A 21,380-nucleotide genomic window follows, 5' to 3' on the forward strand; every position below is an offset into this window, starting at 1 on the left:
CCGTGCATCGAATGCGCTACCATGGCGGCCCGCCCGAATGCGCCTGTCACCATGTCCCATTCCGTTTCGCCGATCGGCTACCTGCGCTCCTGCTTCAAGGAAAAATTCGCCATTCCGCGCCAGCCGCAACTGGCGCCGGCCGCCCGCGGCGTGCTGGAGCTGCTGCCGCCCTTCGATCGTGGACAGGCCATCGAGGGTCTCGAACGGGTCAGTCATGTCTGGCTGCTGTTTCTCTTCCATCAGGCGCTGGAGGACAGACCGCGCCTCAAGGTCCGCCCTCCCCGCCTGGGCGGCAACCGCTCGCTCGGCGTGTTCGCTACCCGCTCGACCCACCGGCCGAACGGTATCGGCCAATCGGTGGTCAAGCTGGAGAAGGTCGAGGCGGACCGCCTGTGGCTGTCCGGCATCGACTTGCTGGACGGCACACCGGTACTCGACGTCAAGCCCTACGTGCCCTATGCCGACTGCCTCCCTGCAGCCCGCAACGCCATCGCCGAAGCGCCGCCGCCGGCGATATCGCTGGACTGGAGCGAGCCGGCGCTGGAGCAGGCGCAAGCGCATGCTGCGCGCCTGGGCGAGCCGCTGGTCGAGTTGATCGAGCAGTGCCTGGCCCAGGATCCGCGGCCAGCCTATCAGGTGCCGGAGCCTTCGCGCCGCTACGGGGTGCGTTTCTGGGATGTGGAGGTGCGCTGGCACTACCCGCAGCCGGAGCGGATCCGCGTGCTGGAGGTGCTGCCGGCATGAGCGGCGCGCCTTGAAAACAAGGAAGCCCGGACAGGCCGGGCTTCGCGGGGTGGGAAAGCAGCCTACTTCTCGACGAAGGCGCGCTCGATCAGGTAATCGCCCGGCTCGCCCATGCGCGGCGATATCTTCAGGCCGAAGCTGTCCAGCACCTCGCAGCTCTCGTCGAGCATGCTCGGGCTGCCGCAGATCATCGCGCGGTCGTCCTGCGGGTTGAGCGGCGGCAGACCGATATCCTCGAACAGCTTGCCGCTGCGCATCAGGTCGGTGAGACGTCCCTGGTTGCGGTAGGGCTCGCGGGTGACCGTGGGGTAGTAGATCAGCTTCTCCCTCACCGCATCGCCGAAATACTCGTTCTCCGGCAGGTGCTCGATGATGAACTGCTGGTAGGCCAGCTCGTCGACCTGACGCACGCCGTGGAGCAACACCACCTTCTCGAAGCGCTCGTAGACCTCCGGATCCTGGATCAGGCTCATGAAGGGCGCGAGGCCGGTACCGGTGCTGAGCATGTAGAGGTGCTTGCCGGGCAGCAGGTCGCCGGTCACCAGGGTGCCGGTGGGCTTGCGGCTGACCATCAGCTCGTCGCCCTCCTTCAGGTGCTGCAGACGCGAGGTGAGCGGGCCGTTCTGCACCTTGATGCTGAAGAACTCGAGATGCTCCTCATAGTTCGGGCTGGCAATGCTGTAGGCCCGCATCAGGGGGCGCCCTTCGGTCTCCAGACCGATCATCACGAATTGACCGTTCTCAAAACGCAGGCCGGGGTTGCGGGTGGTCTTGAAACTGAACAGGGTATCGTTCCAGTGGTGAACACTGAGGACACGCTCTACGTTCAGATTGCTCATTCGGGGCTCCTTCGAAATGTGGCGCTGCCTGGCAGTACGATTGCCGTCAATTCTAGGAGGCGGCAAACTATCTGTTAAGCAAATTATCAAGATATAGATAATCGGTTATATAGATATGCGATTCACCCTGCGCCAGCTCGAAGTCTTCGCCGCTGTGGCACGCCTGGAAAGTGTCACCCGCGCCGCCGAATCCCTCGCCCTTTCCCAATCTGCGGCCAGTACCTCGCTGACCGAGCTGGAACGTCAATCCGACTGCCAACTCTTCGATCGCGTCGGCAAGCGTCTCAGACTCAACGCCCTGGGTCGGCAGCTGCTACCCCAGGCGATGGCGCTACTCAACCAGGCACGGGAAATAGAGGATCTGCTCGACGGCAAGGAGGGCTTCGGTTCGCTGGCCGTCGGTGCCACCCTGACCGTGGGCAACTACCTGGCGACCCTGCTGATCGGCGCCTTCATGCAGCGCCATCCGCAGTCGCGGGTCCGGCTGCATGTGCAGAACACCGCACACATCGTCCAGCAGGTGGCCAACCACGAGCTGGATCTCGGCCTGATCGAGGGCAGCTGCCAGCATCCCGACGTGGAGCTGCAGCCTTGGGTGGAAGACGAACTGGTAGTGTTCTGCGCCCCGCAGCACCCGCTGGCACAGCGCGGCCGGGCAAACCTGGACGAGCTCGCCGGCGAAGCCTGGATTCTCCGCGAACAGGGTTCGGGCACCCGCCTGACCTTCGACCAGGCCATGCGCCATCATCGCCCGGCGCTGAACATCCGCCTGGAGCTGGAGCATACCGAGGCGATCAAGCGGGCGGTCGAGTCCAGCCTGGGCATCGGCTGCATCTCCCGCCTGGCGCTGCGCGATGCCTTCCGCCGCGGCAGCCTGGTGCCGGTGGAAACCCCGGAGCTGGACCTGAAGCGACAGTTCTGCTTCCTCTGGCACAGGCAGAAGCTGCATACCGCGGCCATGCGCGAATTCCTCGAGCAATGCCGAGCACTGACAATCGGGGTGCGGCGCAGCGACGAGATCATCCTGCCGCCGATCGCCTAGCGAGTGGCGGCTGCGCCGGGAACGGTCAGACCGGCAGCGATTCCAGCTGCTGCAGCAGCAGGGCCGCCTGGGTGCGAGTGCGCACCCCGAGCTTGCGGAAGATCGCTGTCACGTGGGCCTTGACGGTCGCCTCGGAGACACTCAGCTCGTAGGCGATCTGCTTGTTCAGCAGGCCGTCGCAGACCATGCTCAGCACTCGGAACTGCTGTGGCGTCAGGCTGGCCAGGCCAGCACTGGCGGCCTTCGCCTCGGCGGAAACGCTGATCGTCTCCTGGATCTGTGGCGGCCACCACTCGTCGCCGTCGAGCACTGCACGCACCGCCTGCTGCAGGGTCTCCAGGGCGCTGGACTTGGGGATGAAACCGGCTGCGCCGAATTCACGGGCCCGCGCCACCACTGCGGCGTCCTCCTGGGCGGAAATCATCACCACCGGAATCTGCGGGTACTGCCCGCGCAGCAGGACCAGCCCGGAAAAGCCGTGGGCGCCGGGCATGTTGAGATCGAGCAGAACCAAGTCCCAGTCCGCCTTTTCCTCCAGGCGGACCTCCAGCGCGGCGATGCTGTCCGCCTCCACCAGCCGCACCACGGGGCCCAGCCCGAGGGTCAGGGCCTGCTGCAAGGCACTGCGGAACAGCGGATGGTCGTCGGCGATCAGAATTTCATAAGAAAGCATTGGCAGATCTCGTTTCTTGTTATAAAGACCTGATGCGACAGCGAGCCGGGACAGGACAAGCAACCTGCCAGTGGCTCCACACCCGCAGAACGGGCGCAGCCGGTCATTCAGGCGGAAAACAGCAGTTTACGCGTTTTTCTGGACGGGCGGGACCGCTTCGCTTGCCCGGCATGTAGCTCCGCCGATGAGCAGCGTCAAAGAAAGGCGCGCAGACGCCGATGGATCTCGTCGTCGAGGTCCGCGGGACAACTCCGCTTGGCCGCCAAGTAGTGCGCAGTGAACACCTCCAGGTAGGCCGCCAGCGCCTCGCCTGCACGCCGGTCGCCAGCGAGCTCCAGACAGAGCGCGGCAACCTCCGCGGTGCAGAGGTGATCGTCGCGCCTCGAGCGGCGCAGACGGTAGCGCGACAGCTGCTCCGGCTGCAGACCGAGTACCGGCAGGTCATCGAGATAGGGACTCTTGCGGAACATCTTACGCGCCTCGGTCCAGGTGGCGTCAAGGAGGATGAACAGCGGCCGCCGGCCCGCCTCCCGGCCCACCTCGCCGACCATCCGCTGTGGCGCCGCGTACTCGCAGGGAAACACCACGTAGGGTTGCCACTGCGGATCGCCGAGCAACGTCGGCAGACGCGCATCCACCCCAGTACGCGACCAGCCGAAGGCGGCGGTATCGGCCACCACGTCAGCGATCAGCCAGCCGGTATTACTCGGTTTGAGCGGCTCGATATCGTGCATCAGCAGGCAGACACCAGACTCAGCCTCGACCCGCGGGCGCCAGGCGCACAGGCAATGGCTGACCGGTACCCGGCAGGCTGGGCAGCGTGGCGTCCGTGAGCCGCGAGCCTGGAAGGGTTTCAGGCTGCGCGCCAGGCGCTCCTCGCGCAGGCGGGACACGGCATGGTTCACGGGTGCAGCGCAAAGGTCACGGGGGATTGGCACAGTGGTTGGTACAGGCAGGAATCGGAAGCCGCAGTCTAGCAGAGCACCCGGACAAACCCAGTCTACCGCAATTGTCGCCGCCGCCGACGCACCTATAATGCGACGCCTCGACTTGCCGGAATATCGGCCCGGATCGCCGGCAACCCACCTTCAGGAGATTCCCATGTTGCGACCGACTGCCCTTGCCCTCTGCCTCCTTCTGCCGACGACTGCCTTGGCAGCCTCCCTGAAGGAGTTCGAGCTGAGCCGAATGCTGGAGAAAGTGGCCAAGGAAAGCAGCGCGGGTACCCCGCGGGCGATCAACGAGGACATCCTCGACCAGGGCTACACAGTGGAAGGCAACGAGCTGATCAACCACCTCAGCGTGCGCCCCTCGCACGCCCAGCAGATGCGCGCCCATCCCGATGCCGTGCGCAAACAGCTGCTGGGCAGCGTGTGCAGCAACCGAGGCTTTCGCCAGCTGCTCGCCAAGGGTGCGGTGCTGCGCTACCAGTTCAGCGAATACCAGAGCAACCGTCCGGTGACCACCGAACGCTACAGCGCCGCCGACTGCAACCTGTAAGCGGCGCAGCCGGCGACGCGACAGGCGTCGCTCAGGCGCCTCCGCCGGGGGCGCGCAACTGCCCCGGATCGCCGTGGCCAGCGAGGATGTCGGCCTCCTCTCTGGTGAGCAGCACAGTGACCGGCACCTCCAGCAGCGTGGCGCAGGCCTCCAGGACATGGGCCCAACTGGCGCGGTTGGCGAACAGCATGCCGGCCTCGTCCAAGGTGCCGCCGGCGTTGCGGTAGCCGAGCGCCAGCGCACGGCGCGCGTCTGGCAGGATCGGCCAGAGATGCCCGCGGGCTACCTCCGGACGCATGTGGGTCAGCAGTACTCGGCGCCCATGGCTGTCCGGGAACAGCCGGGCGATCAGCTCGCCATCGGCCAGCGCGGCCGCCTCCCAGTGATCACGCGGTGCGCGAAAGCGTCTCGGCTCCTGCAGATAGACCAGCCGGTAGGCCTGACCGGCTGCCTTCAGGCGCTCGGCCGCGCGGCGCATCTCCGCCAGTTGATAGCTGCCGTTGGCGATCAGCAGCAGCGGCTCGACGCCGACCAGCTCCTCGACGATCAGCGCCCCCTCGCGGGCCAGCTGCTCGGCCTGCAGGCGATCGAAGAGCACCGGGCGTTCGCGCTTGGGCACGACCAGACAGGCCAACTGCCCGCGCGCCTCGTAGAGGGACGGCAGCAGGGCCAGCAGGCTGTTGTGGTCGGCCGGGAAGAGCACCCGCAGCATGTCGCCCATCTCGCCGATCAGCGCCTCGCTGAAGGTGGTGTCCTGGTGCGACTGCTGGTTCTTGCCGTTCTCCCAGGTATGCGAGGTGGCCACCAGCGGCCAGCCCAGCCAGCCGGCCGGGCGGCCGGCCTCCTTCTGCTGGCGGGCGAAGATCAGGCACTGACGCACCGCGCCGAGCATCTTCACGCAGAAGGCCTCGTAGCTGGCCACCAGATTGAGCCCGCCCTGGTTGCCCAGACAGGCGGAAACCACCGCCTCTTCGTTCAGCGCGGTAATGACCTTGCCATCCAGCGCCTCCAGCTCGCTTTCGGGCTGGCAGACACGGTGCTTGAGCGCCTTGAGCACGCCGCCCAGACGGTTGCTGGCCAGCTCGTCCGGATTGCCGACCCGCGGGCGCAGCCCCGGATTGGCCAGCACCAGATCGACGAAGAAACGGTCCAGCGCGGTCATCGGCGAGTTCTGCTCGCCCGGCTTGCAGTAGTGCAGTGCGGGCATCGCCGGCGCCGGTGGGTGGCGCACGGCCAACGGGTTGTCGCGCGCCAGTGGGCGTCCCTGGCGCGCGGCGGCGAACAGGGCGCAGGCGGCGGAGAGCTCCTTGGGCGCTACCCACAACGCCGCCGCATGGTGGTTGAACAGTTCCCGCGAATCGGTGTCGCGCCGCGGACAGCCCGGCAGCGGCAAGTTGTGCGCGGCATTGCTGCCGGCGCCGTAGAAGCCGAAGCCCTTCACCGTCTCGGCAATGCCGTAGGGAATCGGCAGCGGGTAGCGCAGGATGCCCCGCTCCAGCTCCTCCACCCGCCTCCCCAGGCGCTGCTGCATTTCCCAGAGGGTGCAGGCGAAGGCCGCCGGATCGCGGCCGTCGAAGCCGATCGGGTCGAAGCCACAGCGGCGCAGGTGCTGGCGGAAACCCTCCAGCCCCTCGTGGCTGCCCAGCTCGGTGCGCTGCTCGATGCGCCGACCGTTGGCGATCATCACCGGCAACGCCACGCCGCAGTCCTCGGCGCGCCACCAGCGCGGCATCCAGTCGCTGCCGCGCTGCTCCTCGGCGGCGCCGTCGGAGAGGAAGGCCACCAGGATCTCCCCGGGCAGGGGCAGGTGCGCATACTGCAGCTCGGCGAAGCCCAGGTAGCCACCCTCAGCGATCCCGCCGGCGGTATGGGCGTTGACATGGCTGCCCAGCGGCGCGGCCGGACGGCCGTCGGCGGCCTGCCGGTAGCCGTAGAAATCCTGCACCAGGCGGGTCATGCCGGCCTCGTCGCAGGGATAGGCGCGGGCCTGCTCGGGCAACTGGTTACCGGTCAGCAGATTCAGCGCATCGATGGCCGCCACGCAGTGTCCCTGGCCCATCAGCCAGCCGCGGTTCTCGCCGCTCAGGACGTTCAGCGCGAGGTAGCCGGCATAGGCCGGCACCATGTTCAGCGCGCCGCCGGTATGGCCCTCCGGACTGGCCTTGAAGTCCTCGGCCGCGAGCGGCGCACCATCCAGGCGCACGCGCCGGGCATAGGTCATGTGCACCACCAGCCAGAGACCCGCAGCGGTCAGCCGGTCGAGTGCGTGCAGCAGGCGGTAGACGCTGGCCACATCCGGCTGCAGGCTGGCCTGGACCAGTTGGTGAGCCAGGCGGAACACCCCGGCCTGGGTTTCAGCGGCATGCTGCAGGGGACCATAGCCCTGGCGCCACTGGGCAAAGGAAGGCTCGACCCGGGCGTGCTCGTCCAGCTCGGCGAGGGGCGGGAGAATCTGAGACATTGCGGGCTCCATCGTGAATATCCATTGCAGTCTATGCCATCTTCCCGCCGCTGGGACTCACCGGCACGCCCCATCAGCCGACCGGCAACTCGAGCACCACGCGCCCGCGATCGGGGCAGCCTTCCAGGTAGCGGTTCGCCACGATGAAATTCTCGAAGGTGAACACCCGGTCGATGGGCGGTCGCAACAGTCCCTGCGTGGTCAGCTCGTCGATATGCCGCAGCGCCGCCTGGACGACCTCGCGGTCGGGCTCTATGCCCAGCTCGGGATGGCCGGTGAAGTCCAGGATGCAGTGGCGGAAGAACTGCAGGTGCTTCTGGAAGGCCGCGCAGGCCGGGAAGCTCGCATCGTTGCCGCCGTTGAGTCCGTAGAGGATCAGCTTGCCGCGCAGCGCGGCCAGATCGCCGAGCAGCTTCATCTGCGGCCCGCCGCACTGATCCAGCACCACTTCGACGCCCTCGCCGCGCGTATGGCGCTGCACTTCCAGCACCAGATCCTGCTCCTCGGTGACGATGACCTTGTCGGCGCCCATCCGGCGGATGAACTCCCGGCTTGCCGGCCGGCTGGTGGCGGCGATCACTTCGGCGCCGAGGGCCTTGGCCAGCTGCACCGCCTGCGGCGCCAGGCAGTGCCCGGCCTCGGTGACCAGCACCCGTTGGCCGGGGCGCAGCCGGGCCAGGCCGACCAGGGCGAAGTAGGCATACAGGTAGGGCGTATAGTGCACCGCCGCCTGCCGTGCGGAGAGCGTCTCGGAATAGGCCGTCAGGCTGGTGCGGGGCATCAGCACCAGATCGCCCCAGGCCGGATAGCGGTTCGGCGAGTGCGCCGGGAAGCTGGCGACCGCCATGCCGGGAGCGAGATCGGCGACCCCCTCGCCTAGCGCCTCCACCCGACCGGCCAGTTCATAGCCCAGCCCGGCCGGCAGCCGCGCCCGCTCGGGGGCGAGGTTCTGCCGCCACAGCACGTCGTACCAGCACAGGCCCAGCGCCTGGGTCCGCACCAGCACCTCGCCCGGCCCCGGCCGCGGAGTCGGCAGCTCCTCCAGGCGCAACACGCCGGCATCGCCGAATTCATGGAAACGGATCATGCGGGACATCGTTTACATCCACCTCAGTCTCGAAGCCATTGCCCCGGACTCTAGCCGGGCCACCCCGGCAACTCCACCTGCCGCGCCTCGATAGTCGATATGCACGTCGCTGATCCGCCGCCCTCCCGGGCCTGTCGGCCGCGCCCTTGACGTGCGCCAGCCCTGCCTGCACCTTTCTCTCAGCCCAACGGACGAGCTCCCATGAATCGCAACGATCTGCGCCGCCTCGACCTGAACCTGCTGATTGTCTTCGAGTCGCTGATGCACGAGCGCAGCGTGACCCGCACGGCAGAGAAACTCTTTCTCGGCCAACCGGCGATCAGCGCGGCCCTGGCTCGCCTGCGCAACCTGTTCGACGACCCGCTGTTCATCCGTACCGGCCGCAACATGGAGCCGACCGCCCGAGCCCAGGAGATCTTCGCCCTGCTGTCCCCCGCCCTGGACTCGATCTCCACCGCCGTGAGCCGGGCAGCCGACTTCGCTCCGGCGACCAGTGCGGCGGTGTTCCGCATCGGCCTCTCCGACGACGTGGAGTTCGCCCTGCTGCCGCCGCTGCTGCGCCGCCTGCGCGCCGAGGCGCCCGGCATCGCCCTGGTGGTGCGCCGCGCCAACTACCTGCTGATGCCGCAGTTGCTGGCCTCGGGCGAGATCTCGGTGGGCGTCGGCTACACCGAGGAGCTGCCGGCCAATGCCAAGCGCCGGGTGCTGCGCCGGAGCATGCCGCGACTGCTGCGGGCCGATGCCATCCCCGGCGCGCTGAGCCTGGACGATTACTGCGCGCGGCCCCATGCGCTGGTATCCTTCGCCGGCGACCTCTGCGGCTTCATCGACAATGAACTGGCCAAGTTGGGCCGCACGCGCCGAGTGGTGCTGGCCGTTCCCCAGTTCAACGGCCTGGGCACTCTGCTCGCTGGCACCGACATCGTCGCCAGCGTGCCCGACTACACCGCCACGGCCCTGACCGCGGTGGGCGGTGTGCGCGCCGAGGCGCTGCCCCTACCGACCCCAGCCTTCGAACTGCACATGGTCTGGCGCGGCGCCCAGGACAACGATCCGGCCGAGCGCTGGCTGCGCTCGCGCATCCAGATGTTCTGCGGCGACCCGGACAGCCTGGCCTAGACAGCTCCCGCCCATCACTCCGGCTGATAATCAACTTCGCGGCATTCGATTCGTCGCCGCCTAGCATGCCCCCCCAGACTCCGCACACTCATACATACGACCGGCGGAGTCACACATGGAACAGTTCCCATCCCGGCCCTGGCGCCTTTCCCTGGCCATCGGCGCCCTGCTGGCGCTGAACGCCTGCAGCAGGGCCCCGGAAACCGCCCCGTCGCCGCCACCCGCCCGGGTCAGCGTCGCCGAAGTCATCGAGCAGCCGATCAATGAATGGGACGAGCTCTCGGGACGCCTCGAAGCTCCGGAATCGGTGGAGGTCCGCCCACGGGTGTCCGGCTACATCGACCGGGTGGCCTTCGCCGAGGGCGGTCTGGTGAAGAAGGGCGAGCTGCTGTTCCAGATCGACCCGCGCCCCTTCGAGGCCGAGGTCAAGCGTCTGGAAGCCGAGCTGCAGCAGGCCCGCACCAGCCTCGCCCGCGCCGCCAAGGAAGCGCAGCGCGGCGAGCGCCTGCGCGCCAGCAAGGCCATCTCCGCCGAACTGGCCGATGCCCGCGCCAGCGCCGCCCAGGAAGCCCGCGCGGCGCTCGCCGCGATCCAGGCGCAGCTGGACAATGCCCGCCTCGACCTGGGCTTCACCCGCGTCGTCGCGCCCATCGACGGCCGCGTCGGCCGCGCCGAGATCACCGCCGGCAACCTGGTCAACGCCGGCCAGGCGCTGCTGACCACGGTGGTCTCCACCGACCGGGTCTACGCCTATTTCGACGCCGACGAGCGTATCTTCCTCAAATACGCCGAGCGGGCCCGGCGCAACGGCGGAGATGCCCGCGCCGCCGCCCCGGTATACCTCGGCCTGACCGGCGAGAACGGCAAGCCGCACCTGGGCCAGTTGGACTTTCTCGACAACCAGGTCAACCCGCGCACCGGTACCATCCGCGGCCGCGCGGTGTTCGACAACACCGATGGGCGCTTCACCCCCGGCCTCTATGCGCGCCTCAGGCTGGTCGGTAGCGATACCTATGCCGCCACCCTGATCCAGGACACGGCGGTCGGCACCGATCTGGACAAAAAGTTCGTCCTGGTCCTCGGCAAGGACAACATCGTGAACTACCGCGCCGTCGAGCTGGGGCCGAAGCTGGAGGGCCTGCGCATCGTCCGCCGGGGCCTGGCCAAGGGCGAGCGAGTCGTGGTCAATGGCTTGCAGCGCGCCCTGCCCGGTGCCCCCGTGGAGCCGCAGAACGTGCCTATGGCCGATGCCGACACCCTCGCCGCCCTGGCCCGCCAGCGCCAGGCAGTGGATGGCTCCGCCGCACCCCGCATGGCCGGACCGGACGCCAAGCCGTCCGGCGCGCCCCGCAGCTGAGGTCGGCCGCCATGAACTTCTCGCAATTCTTCATTCTGCGGCCGATCTTTGCCGCCGTGCTTTCGCTGCTAACCCTGATCGGCGGCGCCATCGCGCTGTTCCAGCTGCCAATCGGCGAATACCCGGAAGTAGTGCCGCCCACCGTGGTGGTGCGCGCCAACTTCCCCGGCGCCAACCCCAAGGTGATCGGCGAGACTGTCGCCTCGCCGCTGGAGCAGGCCATCGTCGGCGTCGAGGGGATGCTCTACATGTCGTCCCAGGCCACCGCCGACGGCAAGCTGACCCTGACCATCACCTTCGCCCTCGGCACCGACCTGGACAACGCCCAGGTGCAGGTGCAGAACCGCGTGACCCGCACCATGCCGACCCTGCCGGTGGAAGTGCAGCGCCTCGGCGTGACCGTGGACAAGGCCTCTCCGGACCTGACCATGGTGGTGCACCTGACCTCGCCGGACGAGCGCTACGACATGCTCTACCTGTCCAACTACGCCGCGCTCAACGTCAAGGACGAGCTGGCGCGCCTCGACGGCGTGGGCGACGTGCAGCTGTTCGGCCTCGGCAACTACTCCCTGCGCGTCTGGCTCGATCCGCACCGGGTGGCCTCGCGCGGTCTCACCGCCATGGACGTGGTCGAGGCCATCCGCGAGCAGAACCGCCAGGTCGCCGCCGGCACCCTCGGCGCCCCGCCCGCCCCCGGCGACACCGGCTTCCAGCTGTCGATCAACACCCAGGGCCGACTGGTCAGCGAAGAGGAGTTCGAGAACATCATCGTCCGCGCAGGCCCGGACGGCGAGATCACCCGTCTTAAGGACATCGCCCGCATCGAGCTGGGCTCCAGCCAGTACGCCCTGCGCTCGCTGCTGAACAACCACCCGGCGGTGGCCATCCCGATCTTCCAGCGCCCCGGTTCCAACGCCATCGAGATTTCCGACGCGGTGCGCGCGCGCATGGCCGAGCTGAAGCAGAGCTTCCCCCAGGGCGTCGACTATTCCATCGTCTACGACCCGACCGTGTTCGTGCGCGGCTCCATCGAGGCAGTGGTGCACACCCTGCTGGAGGCCATCGCCCTGGTCGTGCTGGTGGTGATCCTGTTCCTGCAGACCTGGCGCGCCTCGATCATCCCCCTGGCGGCGGTGCCGGTGTCGCTGATCGGCACCTTCGCGGTGATGCACCTGTTCGGCTTCTCCCTCAACGCCCTGTCGCTGTTCGGCCTGGTGCTGGCCATCGGCATCGTGGTGGACGATGCCATCGTGGTGGTGGAGAACGTCGAGCGCAATCTCGGCCTGGGGTTGACGCCGGTCGAAGCCACCAAACGCGCCATGAAGGAAGTCACCGGGCCAATCATCGCCACCTCGCTGGTGCTTTGCGCAGTGTTCGTGCCCTCCGCCTTCATCTCCGGCCTCACCGGGCAGTTCTACCAGCAGTTCGCCCTGACCATCGCCATCTCCACGGTGATTTCCTCGTTCAACTCGCTGACCCTGTCGCCGGCCCTGGCCGCCGTGCTGCTCAAGGGCCACGATGCACCCAAGGACCGCTTCTCCCGTGGCCTCGACAAGCTCTTTGGCGGCTGGCTGTTCGCCCCCTTCAACCGCCTGTTCGAGCGCACCAGCCACGGCTACGTCGGCACCGTGCGCCGTGTGCTGCGCGGCAGCGGAATCGCTCTGCTGGTCTACGCCGGGCTGATGGGCCTGACCTGGCTGGGCTTCTCCAGCACCCCGACCGGTTTCGTGCCGCCGCAGGACAAGCAGTATCTGGTGGCCTTCGCCAAGCTGCCGGACGCCGCCACCCTCGACCGCACCGAGGCGGTGATCCAGCGCATGTCGGCCATCGCCGGCCGGCATCCGGGCGTGGCCGACACCGTGGCCTTCCCCGGCCTGTCGATCAACGGCTTCACCAACAGCCCCAACAGCGGCATCGTCTTCACCCCGCTGAAGTCCTTCGACGAGCGCAAGGATCCGTCACTTTCCGCCGGCGCCATCGCCGCCGAGCTGAACGCCCAGTTCACCGAAATCCAGGATGCCTACATCGCCATCTTCCCGCCACCGCCGGTGCAGGGCCTCGGCACCATCGGCGGCTTCCGCGTGCAGATCCAGGACCGCGGCAGTCTCGGCTACGAGGAGCTGTACCGCCAGGTGCAAAACGTCATCGCCAGGAGCCGCGAGGTGCCGGAGCTGGCCGGCCTGTTCACCAGCTACCAGGTGAACGTGCCCCAGGTCGGCGCCGACATCGACCGCGAGAAGGCCAAGACCCATGGCGTGGCCATCAGCGACATCTTCGACACCCTGCAGGTGTACCTGGGCTCGCTGTATGCCAACGACTTCAACCGCTTCGGCCGCACCTACCAGGTCAACGTCCAGGCCGAGCAGCGGTTCCGCCTGGAGCCGTCGCAGATCGGCCAGCTCAAGGTGCGCAACAACCGCGGCGAGATGGTACCGCTGTCGACCTTCGTCCGGATCGAAGGCAGCGCCGGTCCCGACCGGGTGATGCACTACAACGGCTTCCTCACCGCCGAGATCAACGGCGCCGCTGCCCCCGGCTACAGCTCCGGCCAGGCCGAGGCGGCGATGGAGCGGCTGCTGCACGCGGAGCTGCCGGTCGGCATGAGCTTCGAGTGGACCGAGCTGACCTACCAGCAGATCCTCGCCGGCAACACCGCGCTCTTCGTCTTCCCGCTCTGCGTGCTGCTGGCCTTCCTGGTGCTGGCCGCCCAGTACGAGAGCTGGAGCCTGCCGCTGGCGGTGATCCTGATCGTGCCCATGACTCTGCTCTCGGCCATCGCCGGGGTGATCCTGGCCGGCAGCGACAACAATATCTTCACCCAGATCGGCCTGATCGTGCTGGTCGGCCTGGCGTGCAAGAACGCCATCCTCATCGTCGAGTTCGCCAAGGACAAGCAGGAGGAGGGTCTGGACCGCGTCGCCGCCGTACTGGAGGCCTGCCGCCTGCGCCTGCGGCCGATCCTGATGACCTCCGTCGCCTTCATCATGGGCGTGGTGCCGCTGGTGCTGTCCTCCGGCGCCGGCGCCGAGATGCGCCATGCCATGGGCGTGGCGGTGTTCTCCGGGATGATCGGGGTGACGGTCTTCGGCCTGCTGCTGACCCCGGTGTTCTATGTGCTGATCCGCGCCGTCGTCGAGCGGCGCGAGGCCCGAGGGCTCCGTCAGGCGCCTGGAGCACAGGGGTGAGGCTGCGGCCCTCCCTGCTTCGCCTCGGCCACAGATCTCAGACCGATCAGGAGCAAGGAGCGGTGCATATATCGATTAGTTCGTCGGCGTCTATGATGACTCACATCAGGGCAGGCCGATGGCCATCGCCGACATTCTGCCCGCACCATCCGCAGTCAAGGAAATATCATGGCTCTGCTCAGCTTTCTCGGCGCGATTCAAGAAGTGACCGGTTCCTGCTACCTGATCGAGACGCGCGATGGCAGCCGTGTGCTGCTCGAATGCGGCATGCGCCAGGGGGGACGCCGCGAGGAGGAGGAAGGCAACGCCCGGCCTTTTCCCTTCGATCCTGGCAGCCTCGACGCCGTGGTCATCTCCCATGCGCACATCGACCACAGCGGACTGTTGCCGCGCCTGGCCGCCTGCGGCTACCGCGGGCCGATCTTCGCCACCGAGGCCACCTGCGAGTTGATGAACCTGATGCTGCTGGACTCGGCCCACCTGCAGGAAAACGACGCCGAATGGGAAAACAAGTGGCGGGCACGCCTCGGCAAGCCGCCGGTGCAGCCGCTCTACACCACTGCTGACGCCGAGAAGGCACTCTCCCTGTGCCGCCCGCAGCCCTATGGCAGCGCTCTGGAGGTGGCCCCCGGGGTGATCGTCACCTTCCACGAGGCCGGACACATCCTCGGCTCGGCCATCGTCGAGATGGAGCTGCACGATCACCACCTGACCCGCCATTTGGTGTTTTCCGGCGACCTCGGCAACACTTGCACGCCGCTGATGCGCGACCCGACGCCGCTGTCCCGGGCCGATGTGGTGCTACTCGAATCCACCTACGGCGACCGCGAGCACCGCCGCAGCGAGGAAACCCTCGAGGAATTCGCCGAAATCCTGCAGACCGCCCACCGCGACGGCGGCAACGTGATGATTCCTGCCTTCGCCGTGGGCCGCACCCAGGATCTGCTCTTCTACCTGGGCCGCTTCTACCAGGAGGGTCGCCTGCCCCAGCAGGCAGTGTTCCTCGACAGCCCCATGGCGATCCGCGCCAATGCCATCTATTCGCGCTTCGCCGAACAGTTCGATCCGGTGGACCGCAGCCTGCTGCAAGCCAAAGGCGTCAAGCGCGCCGAGGACTGGTTGCCGATCCTGCACAGCACGCCCACCCCCGAGGAGTCGATGGCGATCAACCGGATCAAGAGCGGCGCCATCATCATTGCCGGCAGTGGCATGTGCACCGGCGGACGCATCGTCCACCACTTCAAGCACAACCTCTGGCGCAAGGAATGCCACCTGGTGTTCCCCGGCTTCCAGGCGCGGGGCACCCTCGGGCGGCGCATCGTTGACGGCGCCGGCAGCGTCAAGGTTCTTCACCAGCGCATCGCCGTGCGCGCCCAGGTGCACACCCTCGGCGGCTTCTCCGCCCACGCCGGCCAGTCGCAGCTGCTCGACTGGGTGAGGCATTTCGACCACCGCCCCGAGCTCTATCTGGTCCACGGGGAGCTGGAGAAAATGCAGGTCCTGCAGCAAGTCCTGCACGAACGCCTGAACTGGACGGCCAATATTCCCGAGCGCGGCGAGCAAATAGCAATCTGAGGCAAAGCGGCAGTAAGATGGCTGCGCGAGCCGGAATAATTAATGGACCGACCGCCGCCACACCGGGCCGTCATGACGACCAGGCCCGTCATCGGAGCGATGCCGTCCACGGCATCGCCAAGATTCCGCGCCCAAGGAGAAGTCCATGCCTTTTGAACCGGACGAGTTCCTCTCTCGTCATTTCCAGACCAGTGGCGTTGATATCAATGCCCTCGTCGATACCCTGGTCGATGAAACCGTTCCCGAGACCAGTCCCAACCTCCCGCTCTATCGGGAGATGCTCTACACCGTCATCCGCATGGCCCAGGCCGATCGCAACCGCTGGGACGCCAAGATCATGCTGCAGACCCTGCGGGAAATGGAGCTGGCCTTCAGCCGCCTCGAGCAGTTCAAGCGCCGTCGCAAGGTCACCGTGTTCGGCTCGGCTCGCACGCCGTCCGAGCACCCGCTGTACGCCCAGGCCCGCGAGCTCGGCCGCACCCTGGCCCGCCACAACCTGATGGTCATCACCGGGGCCGGCGGCGGCATCATGGCCGCCGCCCACGAAGGTGCCGGGCTGGAGAATAGCCTCGGCTTCAACATCACCCTGCCCTTCGAACAGCATGCCAACGCCACGGTCGAAGGCACGCCGAATCTGATGTCTTTCCACTTCTTCTTCGTGCGCAAGCTGTTCTTCGTCAAGGAAGCCGACGCGCTGATCCTTTGCCCGGGCGGCTTCGGTACCCTGGACGAGGCGCTGGAAGTGCTGACCCTGATCCAGACCGGCAAGAGCCCGCTGGTTCCGGTGGTTCTGCTGGACGAACCGGGCGGCACCTACTGGGCAGACGCCCTGCAGTTCATCCGCAAGCAGCTGGAAAACAACCGCTACATCCTGCCCAGCGACATGCACCTACTCCACTTGGCCAACTGCGCCGAAGACGCGGCCGAGGAAATCGCCCAGTTCTACCGCAACTACCACTCCAGCCGCTGGATCAAGGACCGCTTCGTCATCCGCCTGCATCACGCTCTGAACGAAGAGGCACTGGAGCACCTGCGCAGCGAGTTCACCGACCTCTGCCTGAGCGGCACCTTCGAACAGCAAGTCGATTGCGACACCGAACAGGACGAACCAGAACTCCTCCACCTGGTACGCCTGGCCTTCGTCTTCAACGCCCGTGACCACGGCCGGCTGCGCGAACTGCTCAACTTCATCAACCTTTCGCAGAACTGGGCCGTCAAGGTCTGACCCGCACGACGCCGCCAGGCCCGGACAGCCAGGCCGCAGGCGTCTACACCGCCGCTGCACAGACGCAGCGACTCATTCCATCGACAATCGGCGCGCGGCATAGAACAGCCTCGCGCCGTCTCGTCTCGAATTGCTGAAGAAAGCTTTCGGCCATTTGCGCGGAAAGAGGAGGGATGCTGCGCCTCAGCCTGTGCAGCGCCGATGCGACACAGCCAAACGCCCCAGGGAAGCGCCGAAGCTCAGCAGTCGTCGGATGCGCCGCCACGCAGCAGGCGGCCGATCATCTCGGGGGAAAAACCGCGGTAACCGAGGAAGCGCCCCTGGCGGGCACGCTCGCGGGCATCGCCAGGCTGGCAGCCGGCGAACTTGCGTCGCCAGGTATCGGTCAGCAGCTCGGCCCAGTCCAACCCACTCTCGAGCAGCGCTTGCTCGATCGCCTGCCGCGGCAGGCCGCGCCGGGCCAACTCCTCGCGAATCCACAGGGGACCGTAGCCGGCCCGGGCACGGCTGGCCACGAAGGCGTCCAGATAGCGGGACTCGCTGAGCAGCCCCTCGTCCGCCAGACGGTCGAGGGCAGCCTCGACCAGTTCCGCCGGGGCACCGCGCCGGCCCAGCTTGCGGGCCAGCTCGACCCGGCCGTGCTCGCGACGTGCCAGCAGATCCATGGCGGCTCGCCGCACCGCGGCGGGGCTGTCGAGCAGGCTCATCGACGAACTCATCAGTAGTCGAGGTCCGCGTCGGCCGGTTCGTCGGCCACCGCCGCCGGCCGGGCATTGGATACGGCAAGCAGCTGGTCGCGAATGCTCTTCTCGATGGCCGCACCAGCCTCCGGATTGTCCTCAAGGAACTTGGCCGCGTTGGCCTTGCCCTGGCCGATCTTGTTGCCTTGGTAGCTGTACCAGGCGCCGGACTTCTCCACCAGACCGAGCTGTACGCCGAGGTCGATGATCTCGCCGTTGCGGTAAATGCCCTTGCCGTAGAGGATCTGGAATTCGGCCTGGCGGAACGGCGGTGCCACCTTGTTCTTCACCACCTTGACGCGGGTTTCGCTGCCCACCACCTCGTCGCCTTCCTTCACCGCACCGGTACGGCGGATGTCCAGACGCACGGAGGCGTAGAACTTCAAGGCATTGCCACCGGTGGTGGTTTCCGGATTGCCGAACATCACGCCGATCTTCATGCGGATCTGATTGATGAAGATCACCAGGCAGTTGGCGTTCTTGATGTTGCCGGTGATCTTGCGAAGCGCCTGGGACATCAGGCGCGCCTGCAGGCCGACGTGGGCATCGCCCATCTCGCCCTCGATCTCCGCCTTGGGCACCAGCGCCGCCACGGAGTCGACAATGATCACGTCCACCGCGTTGGAGCGCACCAGCATGTCGGTGATCTCCAGGGCCTGCTCGCCAGTGTCCGGCTGGGAAACCAGCAGGTCATCGACATTCACCCCGAGCTTGGCGGCGTAGTCCGGGTCCAGTGCGTGCTCGGCGTCGACGAAAGCACAGGTGGCACCCTGCTTCTGTGCCTCGGCGATCACCGACAGGGTCAGGGTGGTCTTGCCGGAGGATTCGGGGCCGTAGATCTCGACGATCCGCCCCTTGGGCAGGCCGCCGATGCCGAGTGCGATATCCAGCCCCAGAGAGCCGGTGGAAATGGCCGGAATCGCCTGGCGCTCGTGGTCGCCCATGCGCATCACCGCGCCCTTGCCGAACTGCTTTTCGATCTGGCCCAGGGCCGCAGCCAAGGCGCGCTTCTTGTTCTCGTCCATCAGAGACCTCGCGTGTTCAGGAGAGCCTTGCGGCCACCTCAGACTGTATAAGTAGACAGTATTAGAGCACAGGAAAAGTCCGCTCGCCTACCCCAACGCCAGCCCATTTCCGTGATGCCGAGCACTTCCTTCGGGCGCCTCGCCGGCAACCAGGCGAATCAAGCCGGCCAGGGCGGCCTGCACCGTTCGTCGGCGCACCTCGTCGCGGTCGCCGGGAAATCGCCGGCACATCGCAAACAGCCGCTTGCCGTCGGCCCAGGCCAGCCAGACGGTGCCGACCGGCCTCTCCGGCGAACCGCCATCGGGCCCGGCAACGCCGCTCACCGCCACAGCGTAGCGGGCACCGCTCCGCGCCTGAGCACCGCGCGCCATGGCTTCGACGATCTCCCGGCTGACCGCACCGAACCGCTCGAGCAGATCGATCGGTACGCCCAACTGGGCAGTCTTCTGGCGGTTCGAATAGGTGACGTAGCCGGCCTCGAACCAGGCCGAACTGCCGGGGATGCGGGTGATCGCCTCGGCGATGCCGCCGCCGGTGCAGGACTCGGCAGTACTCGCCTGCTCGCCCTGTACGAGCAGCCTTTCGCCAAGCTCACGGGCCAAGTGGGTGATTTCATCCATGGTAGGTAGCCTCCGGGCTGAATCGCAGCAGGGCAATACCCTACACCAGTGCCCTCCGCAGGCAAGAGCCGGCGCGGCAACGTGCGGTCTACCCCACCCCCTGATGAGGCACCATCGGCATCCCGCGACCGCCACTCGCCCGGAAAAGCCCGTCTGCTTTTTGGCGATGAAGCGACTCTCGCGGTCGACGCGCTGCCGAAAGCCATGCATGATCGGCCGGACTCATGTACCGGCGGCTCCCGCGCCGCCCCGGCCAAGAGAGTCCCGTCATGCCCGCCGAACGCGAACTGACCCTCCGCTCGCTCCTCACCGGCATCCTGCTCGGCGCCCTCCTGACCCCTTCGAACATCTACTCCGGGCTGAAGATCGGCTGGTCGTTCAATATGTCGATCATCGCTCTGCTGCTCGGCTTCAGCTTCTGGCGCCTCCGGGCTCGCCATGGCGAGCCCTGGACACTGCGCGAGAGCAACATCAGCCAGACCTCTGCCTCCTCCGCCGCGTCGATCATCTCCGGCGGGCTGGTCGCGCCCATCCCCGCCTACACCCTGATCAGCGGCCAGCAGATCGACACCCTGCCCCTGATCGTCTGGGTTTTCTCGGTGAGCCTGCTCGGCATCTGGGTCGCCTGGTATCTGCGTCGCCCGCTGATCCTCGACTCGCCGCTACGCTTTCCAGCCGGCATGGCGACTCTGGAAACCATGCAGGACATCTTCAGCCACGGCGGCGAGGCGGTGAAACGCATCGCCATGCTGTCCTCCGCCGCGCTGCTCTCGGGCGGGCTGAAATGGATCGACGGCTTTCTCTGGCAGCTGCCGCGCTGGGCGCCAACGCCCCTTCTCGAGCGCCTGACCTTCACCCTCGATCCCTCCCTGCTGCTGGTCGGCTTTGGCGGCATCATCGGCTTGCGCGTAGGCCTTTCGCTGTTGCTCGGCGCCCTTCTGGCCTGGGGTGCCCTGGCGCCCTGGCTGCTCATCAGCGGCCGGATCGAGCTGCCGCCCGGCAGCTCCGGCCCGCAGTTCGGGCTTCTGGTGGAGTGGCTGCTCTGGCCCGGCGTCAGCCTGATGGTCAGCGCGACCCTCGCCAGCCTGCTGACGCGACTGCTATCCCGGATGCGCCATGGCGGCATGCGCCTGCCCGACAGCCTGGGTCCGCGACCGGACGTGCTGCCACTGCTGGGCCTGGCGCTTTCCGGGGGGCTGGTGGTGACGCTGCAGATCCTGCTGTTCGACATCGCCCCGCTGATGGCCGTCCTGACCCTGCCGCTGGCCTTGGTGCTGGCATCGGTCGCGGCGCGGGTGGTGGGCGAGACGGCCATCCCACCGATCGGCGCCCTCGGCAAGCTCTCGCAGCTGGGCTTCGGCCTGGCCGCGCCCGGGGAGACCACGCTCAACCTGATGAGCGCCAATACCGCGGGTGGCGCCGCCGGGCAATGCGCCGACCTGCTGAACGACTTCAAGGCCGGGCACGCCATCGGCGCCGAACCGAAACGGCAGCTGGTCGCGCAGTGCTTCGGCATTCTCACCGGCAGCATCGTCGGCGTCTTGGCCTACCAGGCGCTGATTCCCGACCCGCAAGGCATGCTGCTGACCGAGGAGTGGCCAGCGCCGGCGGTGGCCACCTGGAAAGCGGTGGCCGAAGCGCTGGGTCATGGCCTGGACTCGATTCCGCCGAGCGCACTCTGGGCCATGCTCGTCGCCGTCCTGGCCGGCAGCCTGATGGGCATCTGCGAAGGCCTCGACGGGGCCGGGCGAGGCCGCCTCCTGCCCAGCAGCGCAGCCCTTGGCCTGGCCTTCATGATTCCCGCCTCGCTGTCACTGATGATGGCCTGCGGTGCCCTGCTCGCCTGGCTGCTGATGGCTCGCTGGCGCACGCTCGCCGAACGCTTCGTGATCGCCGCGGCGGCAGGACTGATCGCCGGGGAAAGCCTCGTCGGCGTGGGCACCTCCTTCTGGCGGATGCTGGGCTGAAGGCAGGCTGCAGGCGGGCCGGCAGAGGATCGACGAAGCCGCAACATGCCGTGAAGGGCAGCGCCCGGCGGCATGCATGGCCTCCCCGAGAGCGAGTGCCTTGAACCGTCTCCACAACGAAGCCCGTACCGCTCGCGCCAGGATGGGTGAAACCGTGCTTGAATACGCCCCCCGAGCACGAGGATCCGCCAACCCATCCTGCCGGTCCGGGAGCCCCCTG

Annotated in this window: 17 protein-coding genes; 9 read left to right on the plus strand and 8 right to left on the minus strand. The window is 67.3% G+C overall.

What is annotated here, in order from left to right; all coding sequences use genetic code 11:
* Positions 1–51 precede the first annotated feature (51 nt).
* On the plus strand, positions 52–744 hold the full coding sequence (gene tsaA / locus ACYVD0_RS15410; protein WP_460427620.1) for a tRNA (N6-threonylcarbamoyladenosine(37)-N6)-methyltransferase: 693 nt from the start codon (positions 52–54) through the stop codon (positions 742–744).
* Between the two features lie 62 nt (positions 745–806).
* Here the strand turns inward: tsaA and fpr are convergent, their stop codons facing one another.
* Positions 807–1,583, minus strand: coding sequence for a ferredoxin--NADP reductase (fpr, locus tag ACYVD0_RS15415; protein ID WP_460427621.1), 777 nt, complete (start codon positions 1,581–1,583; stop codon positions 807–809).
* Between the two features lie 115 nt (positions 1,584–1,698).
* Here fpr and ACYVD0_RS15420 point away from each other — a divergent pair, with 115 nt between their 5' ends.
* Positions 1,699–2,625 carry a LysR family transcriptional regulator gene (locus tag ACYVD0_RS15420; protein ID WP_460427622.1) on the plus strand — a complete coding sequence of 309 codons (927 nt, stop codon included), beginning with the start codon at positions 1,699–1,701 and terminating at the stop codon, positions 2,623–2,625.
* Positions 2,626–2,650: 25 nt separating this feature from the next.
* Here the strand turns inward: ACYVD0_RS15420 and erdR are convergent, their stop codons facing one another.
* Positions 2,651–3,298, minus strand: coding sequence for a transcriptional regulator (erdR, locus tag ACYVD0_RS15425; RefSeq protein ID WP_460427623.1), 648 nt, complete (start codon positions 3,296–3,298; stop codon positions 2,651–2,653).
* A gap of 194 nt (positions 3,299–3,492) precedes the next feature.
* The gene (locus tag ACYVD0_RS15430) at positions 3,493–4,203 is read right to left on the minus strand and encodes a tRNA-uridine aminocarboxypropyltransferase (RefSeq protein ID WP_460427624.1); all 711 of its coding nucleotides are present in this window, start codon (positions 4,201–4,203) and stop codon (positions 3,493–3,495) included.
* A 196-nt stretch (positions 4,204–4,399) separates the two neighbouring features.
* Here ACYVD0_RS15430 and ACYVD0_RS15435 point away from each other — a divergent pair, with 196 nt between their 5' ends.
* Positions 4,400–4,798, plus strand: a complete 399-nt coding sequence (locus ACYVD0_RS15435) for a quorum-sensing-regulated virulence factor family protein (RefSeq protein ID WP_460427625.1) — start codon at positions 4,400–4,402, stop codon at positions 4,796–4,798.
* Positions 4,799–4,829: 31 nt separating this feature from the next.
* Here ACYVD0_RS15435 and ACYVD0_RS15440 read toward each other — a convergent pair whose 3' ends face one another.
* Positions 4,830–7,259 carry a phosphoketolase family protein gene (locus ACYVD0_RS15440; RefSeq protein WP_460427626.1) on the minus strand — a complete coding sequence of 810 codons (2,430 nt, stop codon included), beginning with the start codon at positions 7,257–7,259 and terminating at the stop codon, positions 4,830–4,832.
* 73 nt (positions 7,260–7,332) lie between these two features.
* Positions 7,333–8,355: a zinc-dependent alcohol dehydrogenase family protein gene (locus ACYVD0_RS15445; RefSeq protein ID WP_460427627.1), complete on the minus strand. Its 1,023-nt coding sequence runs from the start codon at positions 8,353–8,355 to the stop codon at positions 7,333–7,335.
* Between the two features lie 192 nt (positions 8,356–8,547).
* Here ACYVD0_RS15445 and ACYVD0_RS15450 point away from each other — a divergent pair, with 192 nt between their 5' ends.
* The 5 genes from ACYVD0_RS15450 (at position 8,548) to ACYVD0_RS15470 (ending at position 16,807) form a co-directional block, all read left to right on the plus strand.
* Positions 8,548–9,465 carry a LysR family transcriptional regulator gene (locus tag ACYVD0_RS15450; RefSeq protein ID WP_460427628.1) on the plus strand — a complete coding sequence of 306 codons (918 nt, stop codon included), beginning with the start codon at positions 8,548–8,550 and terminating at the stop codon, positions 9,463–9,465.
* A gap of 115 nt (positions 9,466–9,580) precedes the next feature.
* Positions 9,581–10,822 carry an efflux RND transporter periplasmic adaptor subunit gene (locus ACYVD0_RS15455; protein ID WP_460427629.1) on the plus strand — a complete coding sequence of 414 codons (1,242 nt, stop codon included), beginning with the start codon at positions 9,581–9,583 and terminating at the stop codon, positions 10,820–10,822.
* Between the two features lie 11 nt (positions 10,823–10,833).
* Positions 10,834–14,007, plus strand: a complete 3,174-nt coding sequence (locus ACYVD0_RS15460) for an efflux RND transporter permease subunit (RefSeq protein WP_460427630.1) — start codon at positions 10,834–10,836, stop codon at positions 14,005–14,007.
* Positions 14,008–14,175: 168 nt separating this feature from the next.
* A complete protein-coding gene (locus tag ACYVD0_RS15465; protein WP_460427631.1) occupies positions 14,176–15,582 on the plus strand; it encodes an MBL fold metallo-hydrolase RNA specificity domain-containing protein in 1,407 nt (468 codons plus the stop codon).
* Between the two features lie 145 nt (positions 15,583–15,727).
* On the plus strand, positions 15,728–16,807 hold the full coding sequence (locus tag ACYVD0_RS15470; protein WP_460427632.1) for an LOG family protein: 1,080 nt from the start codon (positions 15,728–15,730) through the stop codon (positions 16,805–16,807).
* Positions 16,808–17,046: 239 nt separating this feature from the next.
* On the opposite strand, the gene recX is transcribed toward ACYVD0_RS15470, so the two are convergent.
* The 3 genes from recX to ACYVD0_RS15485 all read right to left on the minus strand — a co-directional run bounded on the left by recX (position 17,047) and on the right by ACYVD0_RS15485 (position 19,193).
* Complete coding sequence (recX, locus tag ACYVD0_RS15475) at positions 17,047–17,514, minus strand: regulatory protein RecX (RefSeq protein ID WP_460427633.1); 468 nt, start codon at positions 17,512–17,514, stop codon at positions 17,047–17,049.
* 11 nt (positions 17,515–17,525) lie between these two features.
* On the minus strand, positions 17,526–18,572 hold the full coding sequence (gene recA, locus ACYVD0_RS15480) for a recombinase RecA (protein WP_460427634.1): 1,047 nt from the start codon (positions 18,570–18,572) through the stop codon (positions 17,526–17,528).
* A gap of 87 nt (positions 18,573–18,659) precedes the next feature.
* Complete coding sequence (locus tag ACYVD0_RS15485; RefSeq protein ID WP_460427635.1) at positions 18,660–19,193, minus strand: CinA family protein; 534 nt, start codon at positions 19,191–19,193, stop codon at positions 18,660–18,662.
* Positions 19,194–19,462: 269 nt separating this feature from the next.
* Between ACYVD0_RS15485 and ACYVD0_RS15490 the strand changes: the two genes are divergently transcribed.
* On the plus strand, positions 19,463–21,160 hold the full coding sequence (locus ACYVD0_RS15490; RefSeq protein WP_460427636.1) for an OPT/YSL family transporter: 1,698 nt from the start codon (positions 19,463–19,465) through the stop codon (positions 21,158–21,160).
* Positions 21,161–21,380: the final 220 nt, after the last annotated feature.

This window comes from Azotobacter armeniacus (assembly GCF_054779355.1).

What these genes read in the sequence shown, in the direction of transcription:
- recA (WP_460427634.1), bottom strand. Translation starts at nt 18,572, where the DNA reads ATGGACGAGAACAAGAAGCGCGCCTTGGCTGCGGCCCTGGGCCAGATC.
- ACYVD0_RS15490 (WP_460427636.1), top strand. Translation starts at nt 19,463, where the DNA reads ATGCCCGCCGAACGCGAACTGACCCTCCGCTCGCTCCTCACCGGCATC.
- ACYVD0_RS15485 (WP_460427635.1), bottom strand. Translation starts at nt 19,193, where the DNA reads ATGGATGAAATCACCCACTTGGCCCGTGAGCTTGGCGAAAGGCTGCTC.
- ACYVD0_RS15470 (WP_460427632.1), top strand. Translation starts at nt 15,728, where the DNA reads ATGCCTTTTGAACCGGACGAGTTCCTCTCTCGTCATTTCCAGACCAGT.
- fpr (WP_460427621.1), bottom strand. Translation starts at nt 1,583, where the DNA reads ATGAGCAATCTGAACGTAGAGCGTGTCCTCAGTGTTCACCACTGGAAC.
- tsaA (WP_460427620.1), top strand. Translation starts at nt 52, where the DNA reads ATGTCCCATTCCGTTTCGCCGATCGGCTACCTGCGCTCCTGCTTCAAG.
- recX (WP_460427633.1), bottom strand. Translation starts at nt 17,514, where the DNA reads ATGAGCCTGCTCGACAGCCCCGCCGCGGTGCGGCGAGCCGCCATGGAT.
- ACYVD0_RS15435 (WP_460427625.1), top strand. Translation starts at nt 4,400, where the DNA reads ATGTTGCGACCGACTGCCCTTGCCCTCTGCCTCCTTCTGCCGACGACT.
- ACYVD0_RS15465 (WP_460427631.1), top strand. Translation starts at nt 14,176, where the DNA reads ATGGCTCTGCTCAGCTTTCTCGGCGCGATTCAAGAAGTGACCGGTTCC.
- ACYVD0_RS15460 (WP_460427630.1), top strand. Translation starts at nt 10,834, where the DNA reads ATGAACTTCTCGCAATTCTTCATTCTGCGGCCGATCTTTGCCGCCGTG.
- ACYVD0_RS15445 (WP_460427627.1), bottom strand. Translation starts at nt 8,355, where the DNA reads ATGTCCCGCATGATCCGTTTCCATGAATTCGGCGATGCCGGCGTGTTG.
- ACYVD0_RS15420 (WP_460427622.1), top strand. Translation starts at nt 1,699, where the DNA reads ATGCGATTCACCCTGCGCCAGCTCGAAGTCTTCGCCGCTGTGGCACGC.
- ACYVD0_RS15440 (WP_460427626.1), bottom strand. Translation starts at nt 7,259, where the DNA reads ATGTCTCAGATTCTCCCGCCCCTCGCCGAGCTGGACGAGCACGCCCGG.
- erdR (WP_460427623.1), bottom strand. Translation starts at nt 3,298, where the DNA reads ATGCTTTCTTATGAAATTCTGATCGCCGACGACCATCCGCTGTTCCGC.
- ACYVD0_RS15455 (WP_460427629.1), top strand. Translation starts at nt 9,581, where the DNA reads ATGGAACAGTTCCCATCCCGGCCCTGGCGCCTTTCCCTGGCCATCGGC.
- ACYVD0_RS15450 (WP_460427628.1), top strand. Translation starts at nt 8,548, where the DNA reads ATGAATCGCAACGATCTGCGCCGCCTCGACCTGAACCTGCTGATTGTC.